Annotated in this window: 11 protein-coding genes, 2 pseudogenes and 1 riboswitch; of the genes and pseudogenes, 3 read left to right on the forward strand and 10 right to left on the reverse strand. The window is 36.2% G+C overall.

Annotation, left to right across the window (positions count from 1 at the left end; genetic code table 11):
* Positions 1 to 226: 226 nt before the first annotated feature.
* The 4 genes from ACQKNC_RS01425 to ACQKNC_RS01440 form a co-directional block, all read right to left on the reverse strand.
* Positions 227 to 1,045 (reverse strand): radical SAM protein, encoded by an 819-nt coding sequence (locus ACQKNC_RS01425; RefSeq protein ID WP_427423113.1) that lies wholly within the window; start codon positions 1,043 to 1,045, stop codon positions 227 to 229.
* 31 nt (positions 1,046 to 1,076) lie between these two features.
* Positions 1,077 to 1,610: a methylated-DNA--[protein]-cysteine S-methyltransferase gene (gene adaB, locus ACQKNC_RS01430; protein ID WP_427423114.1), complete on the reverse strand. Its 534-nt coding sequence runs from the start codon at positions 1,608 to 1,610 to the stop codon at positions 1,077 to 1,079.
* Positions 1,594 to 2,232 (reverse strand): bifunctional transcriptional activator/DNA repair enzyme AdaA, encoded by a 639-nt coding sequence (locus tag ACQKNC_RS01435; RefSeq protein ID WP_427423115.1) that lies wholly within the window; start codon positions 2,230 to 2,232, stop codon positions 1,594 to 1,596. Before ACQKNC_RS01435 ends, adaB begins: the two co-directional genes overlap by 17 nt.
* A 242-nt stretch (positions 2,233 to 2,474) precedes the next feature.
* Positions 2,475 to 3,188, reverse strand: a complete 714-nt coding sequence (locus ACQKNC_RS01440) for a 2OG-Fe(II) oxygenase (protein WP_427423116.1) — start codon at positions 3,186 to 3,188, stop codon at positions 2,475 to 2,477.
* Positions 3,189 to 3,357: 169 nt separating this feature from the next.
* On the opposite strand from ACQKNC_RS01440, the gene ACQKNC_RS01445 reads away from it, so the two are divergent.
* On the forward strand, positions 3,358 to 4,269 hold the full coding sequence (locus tag ACQKNC_RS01445) for a DNA glycosylase (RefSeq protein ID WP_427423117.1): 912 nt from the start codon (positions 3,358 to 3,360) through the stop codon (positions 4,267 to 4,269).
* A gap of 294 nt (positions 4,270 to 4,563) precedes the next feature.
* Here ACQKNC_RS01445 and ACQKNC_RS01450 read toward each other — a convergent pair.
* From ACQKNC_RS01450 to ACQKNC_RS01465, 4 genes and pseudogenes are all read right to left on the reverse strand, one after another.
* A pseudogene (locus ACQKNC_RS01450) lies at positions 4,564 to 6,345 on the reverse strand (vitamin B12-dependent ribonucleotide reductase); the annotation flags it as partial.
* A gap of 228 nt (positions 6,346 to 6,573) precedes the next feature.
* Positions 6,574 to 7,455 carry an endonuclease domain-containing protein gene (locus ACQKNC_RS01455; RefSeq protein ID WP_427423118.1) on the reverse strand — a complete coding sequence of 294 codons (882 nt, stop codon included), beginning with the start codon at positions 7,453 to 7,455 and terminating at the stop codon, positions 6,574 to 6,576.
* A 93-nt stretch (positions 7,456 to 7,548) separates the two neighbouring features.
* Positions 7,549 to 8,343, reverse strand: a pseudogene (locus ACQKNC_RS01460) (ribonucleotide reductase N-terminal alpha domain-containing protein); the annotation flags it as partial.
* Between the two features lie 200 nt (positions 8,344 to 8,543).
* Positions 8,544 to 9,374 carry a lipoate--protein ligase family protein gene (locus ACQKNC_RS01465; RefSeq protein ID WP_427423119.1) on the reverse strand — a complete coding sequence of 277 codons (831 nt, stop codon included), beginning with the start codon at positions 9,372 to 9,374 and terminating at the stop codon, positions 8,544 to 8,546.
* 628 nt (positions 9,375 to 10,002) lie between these two features.
* Between ACQKNC_RS01465 and ACQKNC_RS01470 the strand changes: the two genes are divergently transcribed.
* Positions 10,003 to 10,386, forward strand: coding sequence for a rhodanese-like domain-containing protein (locus ACQKNC_RS01470; protein WP_427423120.1), 384 nt, complete (start codon positions 10,003 to 10,005; stop codon positions 10,384 to 10,386).
* Positions 10,387 to 10,914: 528 nt separating this feature from the next.
* A riboswitch (glycine riboswitch) is annotated at positions 10,915 to 10,991 on the forward strand.
* Between the two features lie 162 nt (positions 10,992 to 11,153).
* Entirely contained in the window at positions 11,154 to 12,503 is a 1,350-nt protein-coding gene (locus ACQKNC_RS01475) for an amino acid permease (protein WP_427423121.1), read from the forward strand.
* Between the two features lie 137 nt (positions 12,504 to 12,640).
* On the opposite strand, the gene ACQKNC_RS01480 is transcribed toward ACQKNC_RS01475, so the two are convergent.
* Together ACQKNC_RS01480 and ACQKNC_RS01485 are read right to left on the reverse strand one after the other, a co-directional pair.
* A complete protein-coding gene (locus ACQKNC_RS01480; RefSeq protein ID WP_427423122.1) occupies positions 12,641 to 13,609 on the reverse strand; it encodes a glutaminase in 969 nt (322 codons plus the stop codon).
* A gap of 521 nt (positions 13,610 to 14,130) precedes the next feature.
* On the reverse strand, positions 14,131 to 16,998 hold the full coding sequence (locus ACQKNC_RS01485) for a hypothetical protein (RefSeq protein ID WP_427423123.1): 2,868 nt from the start codon (positions 16,996 to 16,998) through the stop codon (positions 14,131 to 14,133).
* Positions 16,999 to 17,081 lie beyond the last annotated feature (83 nt).

Here is a 17,081-nt window from a genome sequence, read left to right on the forward strand (position 1 = left end):
TCATATATCCTCTTTCACCTGGTAGTAGCACTTGTGAGAACCCAGAGGCTATTAATTAGGGGGAGATGGATAGACAAAATATCTGCTTTAGATAAAATCTCTTCTAATTCCATCTTCTCGACAATTTATAATTAATTGATTCAATATCATGATAATCTAAAATTTTGTCAATCTATTTTCAGCACTTTTCTCATTATCTTTATACATACAAACACTGCCTATTTTTTTACGGCTCAAATCCAGCCTGGCTCACATAAACGTGATTTTCCGGAAAGATTTCAATAAATCGGTTATATACTTTTTCAATTACATGTGGTCCACACCAATCTTCTAAACCTAGTAGGGCATACTTTTTCTCAATACCAAGTTTTCTTGTGCGTTTTCCACCACTGCCATCGCCCATGAAGTAGTCATCGATACATATCCGATCGACGAATGGCTTCAATTTCTCGGGAAAATATTCCCCACTCGGTAAGACGGGGGCTATAGCAACTTGGGTCGGTATTCCCGCAGCAGCTAATTTTTCCAATGCCTTAAAGCGCGCCTGGATTGGGGGTGCCTTTGGAGTAAAATGTTTACGTATCGTTTCCGAATCTGTTTCAATAGTCATACTTACCCGAACTTTATCTTTAAAATGTTGCAGCAAATCGATATCTCGACTTACTAGTGGGCTTCTAGTCTGTACTAATAGGAAGTCAGGGGGATCTTCTACCATAACTTCTAGTAAAGATCGTGTCACTTTTTCCTTATGCTCTATTGGTTGATATGGGTCTGTACTTGATGACATAAAAATGGTTACATTCCCTTTGGCTTTGGCGCGATGAAGCTCCTTTTTTAATAAATTTGCAGCTCCATTTTTAACATCGATCCAATTCCCCCATTCCCCTTCTCGAAAAAGAGATACAGGCATTTGACGTACATAACAATAGGAACACCCAAATGAACAGCCTGTATAAGGATTTAGTGAATGAGTATATCCAGAAAGAAAGCCAGTCCCTTTATTCAGAATGGTTTTCGGATTTTTATAGAATAATTCACTTTTCATGACGGATCCTCCATTCATTGTACGGCAACAGTTACTCATTGCTAGATGAAGCTCGCTGTTCCAGATTTAGGAGCAGTGTCTTCATTTCTAATCCACCCCGATAGCCAGTTAATGAGCCATTCTTTCCTATTACACGATGGCACGGCACAGTAATTAAAACCGGATTAGCCCCAATAGCCGCTCCTACAGCACGAACCGCTGCAGGGTTATTTATATCATTAGCGATGTCGGAATAAGATTTCATCTGTCCATAAGGAATTTCACAAAGTGCATTCCAGACTGCTAGCTGAAATTGCGTACCTACGTACTCAAATGGAACAGTAAAGGTTTTCCGCTCTCCTTCTAAATACTGAGTGATTTCAGCGACATAGAGTTCAAGCTTTTCATCATTTTCAACAAGAGGACTTCCTGGAAAGCGTTTCTTAGCCCATTCGAACAACTCCTCGAATGGTTTGTTCTGTGAACCTACAAACACAAGCCCCTTTGAAGTTGAAGCGATATAAAAATTCCAATCCTTAAACTTTAGTAAAGACCAATAAAGGGTTGGTTTATTCTTTATTTCCATTGTACTTTTCCTCCATTTTACTCATTTGACGAAATTGTGCTGGTGTCTGTCCAGTTTTCTTTTTAAATAAAGTAATAAAATAAGGCGCGTTAGCCATACCCACACATATGGCGATATCTCCAATCGCTTTATTTGTCTGAATCAAATACTTTTTAGCCGCGTGTACTCTCACTTGTTGTATATACTCAACCGGTGTGATGCCTTTAATCTTTTTAAATGTTCGATGCATATGATACGGACTCCCATGACAAATATTTGCTAACGATTCTAGCGTTAATTTTTCTGTGAAATTTTTATCAATGTATTCAGTAATTACATCAACCCACTCGCTATCAGGCAGATTTTCATTAGTGGGCTTGCAACGTTTACAAGGACGAAAATTTGCTCGGAGGGCTTGTTCTGCGTTTGAAAAAATGCATACATTTTCTTTTTTAGGAACGCGAGATTTACAGGATGGTTTACAGAATATCCCTGTCGAATTTACAGCGTAGAAAAAATGATTATTGTACGCTGCATCATTATTTATAATTGCTTGCCACTTATCATCTGTTATCATTTCTACATCATTCAAAATTCTATGATCATGGCTCTCTTTATGTCCGTTATTGATATTATCCGGCATTTATCTCACCTCTTCTTACAATATACTCCCTATAAATTCAGAATGGACAATTCTAGGAATAGAATAGCAAGATATTGAAGTTTAATTTTTATCCCGCATTAACGGGCTGTAAGACTCCAACTTCAAAAACATAGAGGAATCGGAGATGTTTAGGCGGGAGCTGCACAGCCCGTAAAAGCCCGATTGGTTTAACTAATGATCAGTGGAGGAATAAGAAAACCCCCACTGATCAAAAATTCACTTTATTTTGAATCATGAAAAATGATTCCAAGACCGTATCGTTCGCCAGAAGTAACCGTACTTACTCCGTGACGAACCTTATGTTTGTAATATCCTCTTTTACCTAGAACAGGTCTATGGTTTGTAGGAAAGATCAGCGCACTGCCTTGTTCTAAAGTAATTACATGCCCCCTACTCTGAGCACGTGGAATTTGTTCCACTAATAGAGATTCTCCACCGCAAAAGTCTTTATCTCGTTGATTTAATACAAATACTACTTGAAACGGGAAAACTATTTCGCCATATAAATCTTCATGCAAACAATTAAACCCGCCTGTTTCATACTTTAATATTAAAGGTGTCGGTCTAGTTTGTTCATATTGTTCACAGGTGTTCAAAAAATCTTGAAGATGATCTGGAAACTGTTGTGTTTTCTTTAAAAAACCCAACCATCGATTGGCTGTTTTGGCCAATTCTAGATAAAAGGACTCTCTTAAACTTTGGATGATTTCAGGTAATGGATAGGAAAAATATTTGTACTCCCCATTCCCAAAGCGATACCTCGTCATATTGATTGTCGTTCTGTATGACTCTTCCTCACGATACAATTCAATAAAGAATTCACACTCCTCTTTTGTTAAAATTGCTGGAAGCTTTGCAAATCCTTGCTCATCCAATCCATTTTGAATTGAATCCCAATTTAATTTTTCGATACGTGTTTTTATATCTTGAAGCATTTTTATTCACCCCTATTTAGCATTCTTGATAACTAACACTATAACCTCATAAATAGAAAAAAATAAGGTGTTTAGAATGTAATAGCAAGATAACAAAATTAGTAAAGATTATTATGTGATAAAGTAAAATTGCAATAGAAAATCGTATTAAGATGAGGAGAATGAAAAAGTGACATGGCATGAAGTCAATGATGTTATTGTAATTACATTACCTGAAAATTTCGATATGACTGCAAACCTAGGCTATCTAACAAGGGAAAAAAATGAATGCATGTATGAAATAGAGAACGATCTCATTACAAAAGTTATAGCCATTGGGGAAAATCGGGCCTTAGTACAGATAAGCGTAATTAATAATAAACAAATGGTAGTTCAATTCCTAAATGATTCTAGACCTATTGAAAAGTGGAAACGGGAAGAGATTGTAAAATATATTTATGAATGGTTTGATCTTGATAACGATTTGAAACCATTTTATGAAATGGCAAAAGCAGACCCATTACTTAAAATGCCTGCTAGAGAATTCTATGGATTGCGAGTTATCGGCATTCCCGATTTATTTGAAGCTTTATGTTGGGGAGTTTTAGGGCAACAAATTAACTTAGCCTTCGCGTACGCCTTAAAGAAGCAATTTGTAGAAGGATTTGGTGATTCCATCGAATGGAATAGCAAAAAGTATTGGGTGTTCCCATCGTACGAACGAATTGCTCAGTTAACACCTACCGACCTAGCAGATATTAAAATGACGGTAAAAAAAAGTGAATATATCATTGGGATTGCCAAGTTAATGGCAAGTGGAGAATTATCGAGGGAAAAATTAATGAAAATGGACTTTAAGGATGCTGAAAAAAACTTAATTAAAATACGAGGAATCGGACCTTGGACAGCCAATTATGTTCTAATGCGCTGTCTCAGGTTCCAGACAGCTTTCCCCATCGATGATGTGGGTCTTATTAATTCGATAAAAATATTACGTAATATGGATCGAAAGCCTACGAAAGATGAAATCTTAGAAATATCGTTGCCGTGGAAAAACTGGGAATCATACGCTACCTTTTATTTATGGCGTGTCCTATACTGAATAATTACAACTTAAATCGGTATGTACTCAATAAAAAGAGAATGAACTTTAAAACCAATCTTGTTGACCGACCAATTGAGGGAACATCTTGAAATTTAAGCCAAGGCTGATAATTTTGTCCGACTGCCAGTTCCTCGACCCTCTTTAATCAACTTATCGATTTTAGATGTTCTTTTTCTTTTCGATACAAAAACACCCCTTTAGATAGTCATATCCAAAGGGGCAAAGCTTTGCGACTTTATTTTAAACATCGCAATTTTGTTTTAAATTCACAATTAACACTTTTTCATTATTTTATAGGCCACATTTTAATTGTGCAGCACAGTTTGTACATGTATTACAGCCACCGATTTCCTCAACAGTTCCTTTACGGCATACTGGGCAAGTATTCCCTACATCTGAACCAATTACTGTTGTCGATTCTAATGCTTGAATTGTATCTACTAACACAACAGGACGTTTTGTTGGCTCTTCTACTAATTCCTCTTCAAATGATAGTTGATCCATATCATTTTCTTCAGCTTTTAGTGTCAGTACTTGAGAGTCACGGCTACCATCTACATAGACCGTACCACCTTTAGCGCCACCTTTATATAAGCGCTCATATACTTTTTCAACTTGTTGTACTGTATAACCTTTTGGTGCGTTTACAGTTTTTGAAATAGATGAATCAATCCATTTTTGGATGATACATTGTACATCAGCATGCGCCTCTGGTTTTAACTCCATCGCCGTTACGAACCATTCAGGAAGGTCATTCTCATTTACTTCTGGATGACGTTCTAAATACTCTTGTACGATCTCTGCTTTTACCTCGATGAATTTACCTAGACGACCCGAGCGGTAATATGTGAACGAGAAGTATGGCTCAAGACCAGTTGCTACGCCAACCATCGTACCAGTAGAACCAGTTGGAGCTACTGTCAGTAAATGCGAGTTGCGAATACCTGTTGCTAAAATTTGCTCTTTAATGTGAGCAGGCATTTTTTGCATAAAGCCTGTTTCAGTAAATGCTTTACGCAAACGTGCAGTCTCTTCCTCTGTTGCTCCTACAAGGAATGGGAAGCTACCACGCTCTTTTGCAAGCTCTGTTGAAGCCTCATACGCAGTTTCAGCAATCGTTTTAAAGATTTCATCGACTAGCTCATTACCAGCTTCTGAGCCATATTCTTTCTCACAATAAATTAGTAAGTCCGCTAAGCCCATTACGCCCAAGCCAACACGACGCTCTCCAAGAGCTTGTACACGGTTTTCTTCTAAGAAGTATGGTGTAGCATCAATTACATTATCCTGCATACGAACACCAACACGAACTGTTTCACGTAGTGCTTCGAAATCAATTGTTTGATCTTCTTTATTCGCAAACTGTGCTAAGTTCACAGCTGCTAAGTTACACACAGAATATGGTGCAAGTGGTTGTTCCCCACACGGATTTGTCGCTACAACGCTTTGACCATAAGCTTTTGCGTTTGTCATGTCATTGGCGTTGTCGATGAAGAAAATACCTGGCTCTGCAGAGTATGTTGCACAAACGTTGATTAAATTCCATAATTCCTTCGCTTTAATCGTACGGTATGTGCGTACTTTATAGCCCATTTTCTCCCATTCGCGCACATCTCCAACTTTATGCCATTCAGTGTTGTAAACGTTCATTTCTTCTTTTGTATATTCTTCAACTGCTGGGAAGCGAAGCTCGAATTCGGCGTCATTTTCCACAGCTTGCATAAATTCTTTTGTTAATGTTACAGAAATATTTGCACCAGTTAAAAACTCTGGATTGTGAACAGTATAAGTACCACCGTCACGTAGTTTGTTTTCCGCTTCACGAATAATAGCCGTATCAAAACCGCCTAAGCCTTCGATACCTTTATAGTTTACAATACCTTGATACATAGCTTCCTCTTGGAATGAAAGAGGCTTGAAGTTTAATTTTTCTTTTGCTAGACGAATGATCGTTTCATCCGTTGTATTTTCGATTAGGTAACGCAGAATACGTGGATTTTGCATTTTTGAAATAATAAATTCCACGATATCAGGATGCCAATCTGCCAGCATAATCATTTGTGCCGATTCTCTTACGCGGGTTCGCTACACCCACTCTCTATGTCACCATAGAAGTTGAGACCATATCTTACATCTATTAGATGTCCTCGCACTTCGGAGTGGCTTCACTCCTACTCTACTCACTTCCGCTAACTTAGCGTGCTTTCGATGGTCGTTGAACCTTCCTCTTTGAAAGAGGCTTGGCTGCTGATTGTCTTTATCCCACTACTATTTTCAAGCATTCACGCTTACCGTTTCCAGTTACGTTGTAGCTAGTAGTGCATTTATTATGCGCTTTTTAACATTTTCAAAATCATTTTTTATCTCATCTTCCCAGAAACGGAGTAAAGTGTAACCGTGAGCTGCTGCAATTTGATTTTTTTCAATATCCCTAGCTTTTATCCTCTTTTGGACTTTATAAAAAGAGGAATAAAATTTCGGATTCCCATGCCAAAAATCGCCATCACATTCAATTAGAATTTTTGTCCCTAATAGTAAAAAATCAAATTGTGCACCTTCAAATATGAAGGAATATTTGTAGGGGATTGAATGTTCAAGTAAGAAATGCTCTAAAGCTCTTTCAATACTAGTTTTTCTAAATGTTTCTCTCTCTAATTGTTTTAATGCAGCTTGTCGAATTTTTCCGATTGTTTCTTTACTATAAACTCCTGTCTTACCGCTATTCCATGAAGGAGTTCCATTTATTTTTCTAGTTTTAGCTGTTTTTGAAATGATATTTTCAAAATGAACCTTTTTTTGTTCATCTGGCATTTCATTATGCCACTTTCCTGTATTTTGTGATCGAAGCCTACTTGCACACTCTTTACTACAAGTTTTAGTCTGCCGATGTTTTTCATCGAATAGTTTTCCACAAATTACACAAGTTAAAGGCTCACCTTTTCCTCGACAGCTTCTACTACAAAATTGATTGGGAATACCACGCCTTAATTTAACTTTTTTATTACATAAAATATATTGACAGGTCACCATTTCTATTGGATAAAAATAAGATATTAAATAATTTTCTAATGTTAAGTTATGCTCATTTTTCAAATGAGACGTAAACCTTCCTTGTTTATTATGATTTATTGTAAAACCACATACTAAACAAGTTTGTGGCTGTTTCGCATCATAAACATCCATAATTCCCACCTCGATTAAAGTGACAATATTTCCGTTAAAGAGTTTCCAGCAATTCACGAGGTTTGTTTACGCAGAAGCACCTAGATTATGCTTACCTCTGCGGCTACCACCTTGTTCGACAAGATGAGTCAGTTTCGCAATATCATCTAACCATGACACAGATCCAGATGATTTACCATTTACACCACGTGCCAAAGTGTTTCGTGGACGCAATGTAGAACCATTTGTCCCTACACCACCACCGCGGCTCATAATTTCCATCACTTGCTTACGGTGATCACTTATTCCTTCACGTGAATCTGCTACAAATGGCATTACGTAACAGTTGAAGAAAGTTACATCTGTTTCAGATCCAGCTCCGTAAATAACTCGTCCAGCTGGAATGAATTTCAATGATACTAACTGCTCATAAAACTTCTCAAACCATTCTTGGCGTTTCTCTGGAGTTTTTTCAACAGCAGCAAGCCCTGTTGCATTTCGTTTTGCGATTTGTTCATAAAATATTTCAAGAGGCTTTTCTAGCACGTCAATTGAACGCGTGATGACACCTGTTTCTTGCTCTTTTGGATCATCTAAAGCACTACGGTAATCTTCCTCAATCATAATCTCTGCTGTTTTTGTAGACATATCAAGCTTTTGGATTGTCCCTAAGCCACGTGCAGGGAATTTTGGATCTGCCTTCACTGTTAATACGACGAAATCACCGGCTTTTAACGTTTTCTTCTCCGTATCCTTAAACGAGTAGCGATCGATCATCACAAGTCTTGATACACCTTTATGCGTAATGTGCATATCTGGTGTTACAGGATGAACCTGTGAAAATTGTTCAATATCTTTGTTTAACTGTTCAAATTTGTTTACTTCGGGTTGATGATTTGTGAGTACCATCGTTTTGCCTCCCTTTTTTCTGCCTTACATAATAAATACACAATATCATGTGTCGTTAAACACTACATATTGTGTATGTTTCTTTACAAAAGATACTATATATAGATTTTTAATGCAACTCTTGCAATTTCGAATAGATTCCGAACTGCTTGTTATCACTAGGGATAAACGATAAAAAAATATTTTTCTTATACCATTTTTTATTTTTTGAAGTTCCAATCATCACATGCATATTTTTTTTCTTCTAGTGCATGTACATACTCTAATTGCTCCTCAGAAAGTGTAAATGGTTTTAAATCAATTTGCAATGATTTTGCAAAACCATCACGGAAAGCTGTCACACATTGTTCAATAGTCACTGGTTCTTTAACAAGGTTATTGATAGCAACCGCTTTTTCTGGCATCTTTCTACGCATCCGGTCCTTAGCCTCTTCACTTGAAAAATTGAAGACAGACAATAATTTTTCTTGATCTAAATCAAGTAAAATAGCTCCGTGCTGTAAAATAACACCTTTTTGACGAGTTTGTGCACTACCAGCTACTTTTTTACCTTCTACAACAAGCTCATACCAGCTTGGCGCATCAAAGCAAACTGCGCTTTTTGGTTTCTTTAAGTCTGCTCTTTGTTCTTCTGTATCAGGTACACTAAAATAAGCATCCATACCTAGATTATGAAAACCTTGCAATATACCTTCACTTAATACTCTATATGCCTCTGTCACTGATTCAGGCATATCTGGATAGCTTTCAGAAACAATGACACTATATGTCAATTCATGTTCATGTAAAACAGCTCTACCACCTGTTGGACGACGAACAAAGCCAAGTCCTTGTTCTCGTACCGCTTCTAGATTGATATCTCTTTTAGCTTGCTGAAAATAGCCAATCGAAAGTGTTGCTGGCTCCCATTCATAAAAACGAATAACTGGTGGAATTAAACCTTCACTATGCCAATCAAGTAATGCTTCATCTAAAGCCATATTAAAAGAAGGGCTACATTTCCCTGAATTTATAAAATACCAAGTTGTCATATTTTCATCTCCTACGAATATTTAATTGAACATTAGCTAACGTGTACAAAAATAAGTCTCATCACCATAATGAGGGGTTGATTTCCGTTCCGGCTGGGCGCTGTTATCGCTGCCGCTTCGCTTTCGCGCAGAAAACATTTGTCGCTGCCGCTTCGCTTTCGCGCAGAAAACATTTGTTGCTGACGCTACGTTAGCACTACGCTTTCGCACAGAGCAAAGCTTCCGATAAGCCGCTTCACTTCGCTGCAGGGTCTCGGGCCAACACGATGTTGGTCAAGAAGGCGTTATCACAGGACGTGATGGTTTTAGCCTTTGTTCCTCTACCGCTGATCACCAAGGAGTCGCCCTGCCTTCACTCCAATCAACCTATATATGGCATGCATTTAAATAAATGTCATCCTATTCTAGGTAATGAGCAAAAACAATACTTCTCAAAATTTTGACACTCTGCGTTTAGTTCTATTCTTTTTTGAAGTAATCATCTGATTCTGTGACCTTTCACAAATAACATCCATAAATATAGATAGATTAATTCTAGCCACAATGTAATTAATTTTATCAAACTCATTGGACTATCGCTAGCGCTTCTTTTATAATAATAAAGAAGATAGAAAGGGGTAAGAAAATTTTGGACATACTTATCACAATCGGTGTTATTTTAGTAGTCGTAATTGTATATATCGGCATCAATGCCATGCGACTAAAAAAAGCCGTAACAAACCTAACACAAGAACAATTTATTGAAGGCTATCGTAAAGCACAACTTATCGACGTACGTGAGCAAAAAGAATTTGATGCTGGTCACATTCTTGGTGCACGTAATGTTCCTTCAACTACTCTACGTCAACGTTACAAAGAAATTCGCCCAGATTTACCAGTATATTTATACTGTCAAAATACAGGCCGTAGCTCACGAGCTGCGCTTTATCTTAAAAAACGTGGCTACAACCAAATTTACCAACTTCAAGGCGGCTTCCGTACTTGGACAGGTAAAATAAAGTCCAAAAAGTAATTATTGTAACAAAATCGATAAAGCACTAGTGACTGATGAAATAAATTCACACTTAGATACTAAGTGAATTTATATATATTTACCTATGTCGCTTTGTTTTATACAGAAAGAAACCATCTCAAATGACTATGAGATGGTTTCTTTTTTGCAAAAAATTCTGAGTTTCTACTATTATTATACTAATCGTTAAACGTCTAACAAGTTAGTTCATGATTGTGCATGTATAGAATAAGGTAAAGCAGTATGACAAATATACATACATACGTTTTAACAAATGTCATCCTCTACTTTTGCTGATGAGCCCACTCCATATCAGATATTAAATATCATCCACATTAACATATGTCTAAAAATACTATTTTTCGTAAAAAATTTACCTAGACGAACTCCAATCTTCTTTTTATCTGAAAAATGACTGAAATTTATCCTTGAATAATTATGTAAGCACTGATAGGATGTATAATATCTTAAAATAATGTCATGAAGACATACAATACAAGCTATGAATGCTATGGATAACACTATAGCAGGAGCAGTTCTGGAGAGAGCGCATTTTGCGTCGCCGAAGGGTTCACTATCTCAGGCAAAAGGACAGAAGAGTAATATCAACTTTCATCATGAAAGCTATACCACACGAATGTTTTCTTTTTTTACATACAACATCCAAGCGGTATTTGTTATTCTGTCGTTTACGAGACTAGTGTCACTACTAGTCTCTTTTTTTATTTTCCAGTCATAGTTTTTACATATCTTTGAGGGGGATTAACGTGGAACAACAACAATTAAAACGTGATTTAAAAAATCGCCATGTGCAGCTCATTGCGATTGGCGGAACAATAGGTACTGGTTTATTTTTAGGATCAGGTAAAGCCATTGCTTTAGCGGGGCCTTCTATCATCTTCGCCTATCTAATTGTCGGTACTGCCCTATTTTTTGTCATGCGGGCATTAGGTGAACTGTTATTATCAAATGCTGGCTATTCATCATTTACTGATTTTGCATCCGAATACATAGGACCTTGGGCAGGTTACATCACTGGCTGGACATACTGGTTCTGCTGGATTATGACCGCTATGGCAGATATTATTGCTGTCGGCGTTTATACAAAATATTGGTTTGATATACCTCAATGGGTGCCTGCAATTGGCTGTTTAGTACTGTTATTAATATTGAATTTATTGACTGTAAAACTATTTGGTGAACTAGAATTTTGGTTTGCCCTTATAAAAGTCATCACAATTGTTGCGTTGATTATTATTGGACTATTCATGTTATTTACAGGATTTCAAACAAGCTCTGGCACAGTTTCAGTTGAAAATCTATGGGCACATGGTGGGTTATTCCCGAACGGCCTATATGGGTTCCTAATGGCATTCCAAATGGTTGTTTTCGCTTTTGTTGGAGTCGAATTAGTAGGGGTTTCTGCTGCAGAAACGGCCAATCCTAAAAAAAATATTCCTTCTGCCATTAACAAAATTCCATTACGCATTTTATTATTCTACGTAGGGGCGTTATTTGTTATTTTATGCATTAATCCTTGGTATGAAATGTCTGCCTCAAGTAGTCCATTTGTACAAGTATTTACACTAGCTGGTATTCCAATTGCTGCAGGTATTATTAATTTTGTCGTTTTAACATCTGCTGCTTCGGCCGGTAATAGTGGTTTATTTTCTACAAGTCGCATGCTTTTTAATCTCGGAAACAACAAGCAAGCTTCGCCAGAGTTTGCAAAGCTCAATAAAAACAGTGTACCAAGTAACGCACTCGTTGTGTCTGCAGTTGTTGTATCTGCCGGTGCATTACTAAGTAAATTAATGCCTGAAAATGCCTTTAGTGTTGTTACAACGATTAGTGCTATTTGCTTTATCTGGGTGTGGAGTATTATATTAATCTCTCATATCATTTATAAACGAAAAAATCGTGCACTTCATGAAGCATCGATTTTCAAGGCACCTTTTACACCATTCGTGAACTATTTAGTGCTTGCCTTCTTTGCATTTCTATTAGTAGTCATGTTCATTTCAGAGGCAACACGTACAGCATTACTTTTAACACCAATTTGGTTTATCGTACTAATGATTATTTATAAAATGAAAAGAAAGAAACCAATTCGCTAAGGTAACGATATAATCAACTTATTGGTCGTAGAGTTCATTGCCACCCAAATGTTGAATCTGTAAAAATTGTCTCTAAAAAATGAATAAAATTACAAAAAAGATGGCTCCATTTACTGAAGTCATCTTTCTTTGATTGATTAAAAAATATTCATATTCCACTCGGTAGCAATATGCTTGAGTAAATTCACTCCGGCTACACTGTTCCCGATGTCATCAATTGCTGGTCCATATATACCAATACCGCAACCAGCAGGGAACGGTGAATCTAGACCTGCGTGACTTGGCACAGCTGCCAAAATTGCTCCAGAGACACCACTTTTAGCGGGTAACCCTATAAATGCAGCAAATTTACCAGAAGCATTATACATACCACATGTAACCATCAATGCCTTCGCTAATTTTGCTACTTGTTTAGGAAACAGCTGTTTATTTAAATGGGGATGATAGCCATCATTGGCGATGACTAAACCAATCATTGCTAAATCCGAAACAGTTACTTCAATAGCGCATTGTTTCAAATAAACCTCCAATGCCTCCTCTACAGGACAATCTAGAAAGCCAGAATCCATTAAATAATATGCTAATGAACGGTTTCGATTAGCAGTTTGCCACTCAGATTGATAAACCTCTTCATTAACCTTTAACTCCTTGCCAATGATTTGTTCTAAAAATTGAAGGATTTTTGAAACCTTCTCTTGCGGAGAATTTCCGTCAAGCATAGAGGATACTGTAATCGCTCCTGCATTAATCATTGGATTAAAAGGTTTTCCAGGCTGATGGCTTTCTAGACGAATAATGGAATTGAAGGTGTCACCTGTAGGTTCAACATCTACTCGTTCTAAAACATAAGGTAATCCCCGTTCCATACACGCTAAAATAAATGTAACAACTTTTGAAACACTTTGCAGGGTAAATAGTTCAGTTGTCTCTCCGGCTTTCATTTCGTCATTATTAGTCCCGATAATCGAAATCGCTAATTGATTTGGATCTTTTTCCGCTAAAGCAGGAATATAGCTTGCACATTTTCCCACTTTAGCATAAGGACGAAATTGTTTCACCCATTCTGCCGCAAGGTGATTATTTTGATTGTTATGTTCTGTCGGCATTTTGTGATCTCCTTTCAAATAACGGTATCTTACGCCATAACTACTCAATAAGTACACTTTACTAAAAAAATTGAATAATAGGCAAAAACAGAGCCTCCATAGTTTACCCTACGAAGACTCTATTTGGTATAGTTTTTTACGGATTTTATTGGGCCAACAACACCTATTTTATACATCTTTAGTACCTACCTTCTATGTCAAACTACTCTTGTTCTGACAAAAGATTCTCAATTGTTATACAAATTAACTGTAAATAGTATATCGAAGAAGTGATATCCTACACAAATGAAATGATAAATTTAACCAATAGGATTTTTCTACTGAAAAATAAAATGGAAAAGGAAATCTTTGTCGATGCTCTGACTCTTTATAGGGGATTCTCATTCGAGGCAATTCGCTTTCGAACAAAAACAATTTTGCTGAAGTATTGTTGACATCTTACTTTCATTGACACAATAGTTTTTCAAAAACATGAAACCCCGAATAAATTTCGTTATTCGGGGTTTGGGTTTTAAACAATTTTATAAATCGTTTGCGTACATTTTCTTATATAAAATTTCTAATTTTTTCGAGAGCTTACCATATGCAGTTTCCCAAGCTTTTCGAGCTGCTGCATTATCCACTGTTGAAGGTACATAAAGAGCATGAACATCAGCTACCTTTTTCAAATCACTCTCGGCCTGTGTTAACTTAGAGTAATTTTTCACGACGCTCTTTTCTGAAGCACTAAGACCATCATATGCTGTACGTATTTCTTTTACTTTAGTCTCCAAGTCATCAATATATTCACCATTTATAAGCAGTGAATTAATGGATTCAACTAATTTCAAAGCAATTTCATTAGACTGTTGTTGACCCTTATCCTTATCGATAATGGCTTGTCGTATTTCTGGACTGACTAAACTCATTTGTTTAGATGTAAGTTTAGCAAAAGCTTTGATGACAGTCGTTGGGCTACTTTTAAATGATTTTTCATAAGTCTTCATAAATGATTCTACTTTTTTCACATCGGAAACCGCTGTTGTTAAGATGGAAGCATTCGTAATACGTTTTTTATCACTTGAGCTCAGCTTATTATATTGAGTTGAAAGCTCCTTAATTTTTTCCATTGAAACTGTATACGTTTCATTTGAGACAATGGTTGCAATTTCATTATTTAATTTTGTGACATCGGGTGCATTACCGTCTACTAGACGATTGTTTAGCAAATCCTCATATTGCTGTTTTGCTAAATACTGTTGATTTGCAGGTAGCTTTGCATAAGCAGTTTGTACTGTTTGAATTTTTTTTGCTTGTTTTGTAGCATCTTTTTCTTCTCGTGCAGTTTGCACTTTTTTATGGAATGATTTAACACCTGATAGATCTTTACTAGCAGCTGTTAATAAATAATAGTTTGTTACATACTTTCGTCCAGCGGAAGATAGGTTTTTATATTTTGTTGTTGCTGCATTAACAGCACTTTCGAATTGTGCAAATGTATATTTCGTTACATCAGCAAGCTTCTCAACATCAGACTTCAAAGCCAATGCAGCAGCTTTATCAGCAGGTTCCTTACCATTTACATCAACTGTAATTTTCGGTGTATTTAATAAAAAATCGTTTGCATTATAAACAAGTGATTGTTGTAAACTAGTTAACTTGTTATAAGCTTTCAATACATTAGTATAGTTAGTATTTAATTTACTTTCAGCTACCCCTGGAGTTTCTGAAAGCTTTTTATAGGCGTCCATGTCCTTAATAATTTTATCAGCTGCTTTAAAATCCTTTTGCAAGGTTACAATACTTTCATATCCGACAATTTTAGCTGCTGAATTTTTCGTTAAGCCCTTATATTCATTAATAATACGGTTTACATTATTAACATGACCTTGCCAAGAATTTGCTGAAGGATCTATAGGGTAACTGTCATCCACATCGCCTACATAACTTTTAATCTCGATATTTAATCTGTCTATTTGACTGTTTTCTGCGTTTTCTGCTTGAAGTAATGTATTCATATATTTTGTCGGTACAAGCTGAAGTTGTTTATAAGTTAACTTTTCATAAGCTGTACGTATTGATTTTGCTGTAGTCACCTGTTTGCTAGGTGAATCATTTTGTGGCAGTTTATCGAAAAGTTTAATATATTGTTCGACCTTTTTAATATCTGACTTAGCATCACTTAGAATTGCTTGATTTTGAACAGTTGCGCGGTAATTTTGAGATAATTTTGCTATATCCTTTTCAATTGTTTCAACTGATGTTTTTAAAGATTCTATGCTAGTAGGTACATACTTAACAACGGAATTATCATATGCTAATAATGCAACAATTACCTGATTTAGTCTTCTAACTTCATTAAATTCATTAATATCTGTTGGGTCTTTCAAAATGTTCTTAATGCTATTGTATAAGGCATCATTTAAATCTAAGCTACGTTGTAATAAATCCAACTTATCATAAGCCTCATCGATTTCTTTTAAATATTTTGGCAGATCTTTTGCATTGACCTCTTTAACTTTATCTACTTTCTCGTTTAACTTGCTTATTAAATCTACATCCGCAGCTGCTCTCTTTAATACATTATAATTTGTTACATTTGCCTTTGCTGCAGTCGATAGTGCCTGATATTTACTTTCTAATGCAGTTACTTTTGCCTTAAAAGATTCTAGACTTGTTGCATCATATTTGTTGTCATTTATTAGTAAAGTTTTAATTTCATCAATCATTGAAATAGATGGTTCATTAGATACTGTTATTACATCAGAAGCAACAGATTCTACTAAAGAGGTTCCTACCTTTGCCTTTACTATAACCTTTATATCTTTCATGCCTTTTTCTAAAGCATTATTAGGAATTCTGTATGTGTCGTTAGTAGCTCCATCAATAATAGTAAAGGATTCACCAACTTTATAAAACCATTGATAGCTATATGTAATTTGACTACTTTGTAACTTTGCACCTGCATCATCGGTTACCATTGCACCTGCTACTTGTACCAATTCACCAGGTACTGCATAATTTGAACTACTATTAATTCTAGGTACAGTTATTGAAAGTTTTAGTTCATCGATAGAACGAGGTTCACTCTTATACTTTAAACCTTTCGTTGTTGTCACTTCTACGAAAACTGCTTTACCTGCCGCTTCTGCAGGAATTGTAAATGACGCTTTTGTTGCACCAGAGATCGGTTTATTCGTTGAATTGTTGGAACCATCTACATAGTACCATTGATAAGAATTGACAATTGATTCTACTGGTAAGTTTTCGATAGTAGCTTGTAAAGTTTCATTTACTCTATTTTGTCCTGTGACTGAAACTGTATTAGTTACCTCTGCTCCTGCAACTGTTGGCACAATAAGGGCTGCTGGAATAGCTGCTGCTGCTGTGAAAAGAAATTTTTTATTCAAATTTTCATACCTCCTGTATCTTCTATTGAATTATATCGGCTACATTTTTAATAATTCTCTTTATTTTATTGAATAATTCCAAA

It is taken from the genome of Lysinibacillus sp. NPDC094177, from assembly GCF_050279145.1.
Taxonomy (GTDB): domain Bacteria; phylum Bacillota; class Bacilli; order Bacillales_A; family Planococcaceae; genus Lysinibacillus.

Coding starts and splice junctions, on each gene's coding strand:
- ACQKNC_RS01425 (WP_427423113.1), bottom strand. CDS start 1,045: ATGAAAAGTGAATTATTCTATAAAAATCCGAAAACCATTCTGAATAAA.
- adaB (WP_427423114.1), bottom strand. CDS start 1,610: ATGGAAATAAAGAATAAACCAACCCTTTATTGGTCTTTACTAAAGTTT.
- ACQKNC_RS01435 (WP_427423115.1), bottom strand. CDS start 2,232: ATGCCGGATAATATCAATAACGGACATAAAGAGAGCCATGATCATAGA.
- ACQKNC_RS01440 (WP_427423116.1), bottom strand. CDS start 3,188: ATGCTTCAAGATATAAAAACACGTATCGAAAAATTAAATTGGGATTCA.
- ACQKNC_RS01455 (WP_427423118.1), bottom strand. CDS start 7,455: ATGGATGTTTATGATGCGAAACAGCCACAAACTTGTTTAGTATGTGGT.
- ACQKNC_RS01465 (WP_427423119.1), bottom strand. CDS start 9,374: ATGACAACTTGGTATTTTATAAATTCAGGGAAATGTAGCCCTTCTTTT.
- ACQKNC_RS01480 (WP_427423122.1), bottom strand. CDS start 13,609: ATGCCGACAGAACATAACAATCAAAATAATCACCTTGCGGCAGAATGG.